1 protein-coding gene is annotated in these 2843 nt (G+C 39.1%); it reads right to left on the reverse strand.

All coding sequences use genetic code 11. The features are described from left to right. Window positions 1-2843, reverse strand: a 2843-nt coding sequence (locus WBG21_RS11195; RefSeq protein ID WP_340077916.1) for a hypothetical protein, incomplete at both ends; no start/stop codon positions are given.

Below are 2843 nucleotides of genomic sequence, written 5' to 3' on the forward strand. Positions count from 1 at the left end.
ATCAATGGAATTGATGTTAAGATTATGATCATACCCTAAGTTGTAAATACGGAAAGGGAAAGCTGAAGAAGTTCCAAAATCAAACACATCACCTTCACTGATCCATGTGCCCCCACCCTGTCGGATGCCCATAGCGGTAGTAGCGCCACTGGCAGTACCTTCAACATTGAAGATAAAGGGCTCACCGGGGAACCCTGCACGCTCAAAAGTTACCTGACCGGAGGTAGTACCAGTAGCTTCTGCTAGGAACTCTACAAAGAAGTTACGGTACTCCCCAGGGGGGATACTCAAGCTGAAGGGCGCTGGGTTCACCATAAACCCTGGGGAGGCTTCTAGGTTGACCAGATCAAACACTGTATTCCCATCATTATAGACCCTAAAGGTCCTGCTTAGGGGCACACCAAGCTCCGTTTCCGGGAAGCTATAGGGATTGGTGTCGTTATGGCCATACTCCACAATATTTGAACCTTGGGTAAGGCGGATAGTAGATAGGCCACTGTTATTTTCATCAGTGATGTTCAGTTCCACAAAGAAAGTAAAATCAGGCGATGCTTCCCCTTCAACTACAGCGCTTTTTATAGTAACGGTAGTTTTATAAAGACCAGGAGCAGGAACTTTTTCTGGATCAAAACTTATTAACAAGGATTCTTTTTCACTAGGAAGCAGTAGTTCTGAAGCTACTTTAGGAGACAATTCAAAAATGCCATAAAGGTTTTCTCCTAATGAAGTAGTGTAAGCTATAGGACTATCAGCTGTATTCTCTACAGAAAATGCTAACAACTCAGTTTTAGGGCCATCCTTAAACGCTTTTTCATATTTGAATGTCTCATCAGGTTCTATATTACGAGAATGATTGCTTATATAAGTAAAGATATTGGGACGACTAGCAAAAAGTCCAAAGGTAAAGGATAGTTCAGCACCATTTTTTTTGTAAGAGAGTTTGTATTCAGCTGTGTTATAACGAGCTTCTGTATAAAAATTACTTGTCTCATAATCAATTTCTATTATCAGTGATTCACCTTCGTTCAAAGTGTCATTAAAACCGTTTATATATGTAAGTCTCATAATTCTAAAATCCGAGAATTGTTTAATAACTTGACTAATTTGAATAGGCAAACTGCCATTATTTGTTATGCGTAGCTCTAATGACCCTGAATTAACAAAATTAGTCCCTGTTGGAATGCGAAAGCGCTCCCCATTTTTTATTTCTCTAGAATCAATGGACACTGCTATATCTTCATCATCAAATGATGTTGTACCTTCAAATGTATCACTATACTTTTTGCCATTGGTGTCATCTATATGAAATTTTCCTGTAAATCTTTGATTTTTAAGAGTTTCAGTATTTATTGTTATCTGAAAATTACCTAATAATTTTTTTTCATCTTCTTCAATTGTTATTGTATTAGTGGAAGAATTTTCAAAAAATTTATAATTAATTGTTCCTTCAAAAAGAGTAGAAGAAAGTTCATTTGTTTTAATTGATAATGAAGAAAGGTCTAATTCTATTGGGAAATTTGCGTTGTTGATAAAATATACTGGAGACATTTTAGATTTTTCTAACAGTCGTAAATCGAATTCAAAACTATCATTTTCAATTACTAACAGAGCTTCCCCATTCTTCAATTTAACAACTTCTAAATTAAAAGTGAAGTCTTTTTCATCAGTCTCAATAAATATAGTGGCTTTATATATAGACTCAGTCGACATTTGACGTACATTTATAGGTATAGAGCCAATAGCCATACCTCCTGGAATAATGGTTTGAGGAGTAGTAAGTATTCCTTCACCAAAAATATTTTCAGGACCAATTATTTCTACCGAACTGATTTTAATATCTTTGATATTGTCTTGACAGTTACTGATTCTTAACGGTATTCTATGAATACCGTTATAAGTAGTAGCATTATCTAAGTTTTCAAAGATTTTCTCCCCATTATGAATTACCTCTCCAGCGACAGTGACCACCATTGCATCTTCTCCATCAGTACATTGTTGAATAATATTGTCTTCCTCATCTTCTAGGCTTGGCCCAATCCCAGGGTCTGGATAAGGAGGGATAATAATTTCTATAGGGGGGAGGAAAAAATATGAATCATTTACATCAATGCTCCCACTAGCAGTTAAAAAGGCTTCAACAATAACATTAACCAACCCGATTATGGCTACGTTTCCTGAGAACTTATAGGATTCCCCTGCTTCTATGCGTGTGGTGTCGCTTAATATGGAGGCGGGCCAAGTGATGCTGATTCCATCGGCTTGATTGGGGGCAATGGCGGACGCTCCGGCGGTGTTCACTAGTTCAAAATATTCCGGAGGGATGTTTATGGGCCCGTTTCCGGAATTGACCAGTGTAAAATCAAAGTCAAGGGAAAGCGAATCAGTTACCAGCATTTCCCCCATATCGAAAGTCAAAGCCTCTCCTGAGGACTCTGATAGCACGTTCCCGTTCCTGCTTACGATAAGCGAAAGCGGTGCAAACTCCCTTTCGGGCGGTACATCTCCAATCACAGCCACCTGCTGTTGTTTTCCATTTAAGGTATAATTGACAGTAAAGCCATAATCATAGTCACCCTCTAGATTTTTAGTTGCGCTCCGGGTCAATACGGAATCACGCGCCACCGTCACTTCAAAAGTGCTGCCACTTTGATAGCTTAGCGAAGTATTGATGGGCCCTGAGGGTGTTATGGACACATCCGTTGCCTCCGGAGGAAGTGAAAACCTGACTTTTCCCATATGCCTAACAGCACTGATGTCGTAGGTGTCATTGCTGTAGCGCTGCTCGGTAACCGGATACTTAAAATAAACCGGCTTTAAGGTTTCAACGGTTAGATCCAGGTTGT

Origin of the sequence: Leptobacterium meishanense, from assembly GCF_037645805.1 — a bacterium.
GTDB lineage: Bacteria > Bacteroidota > Bacteroidia > Flavobacteriales > Flavobacteriaceae > Leptobacterium_A > Leptobacterium_A meishanense.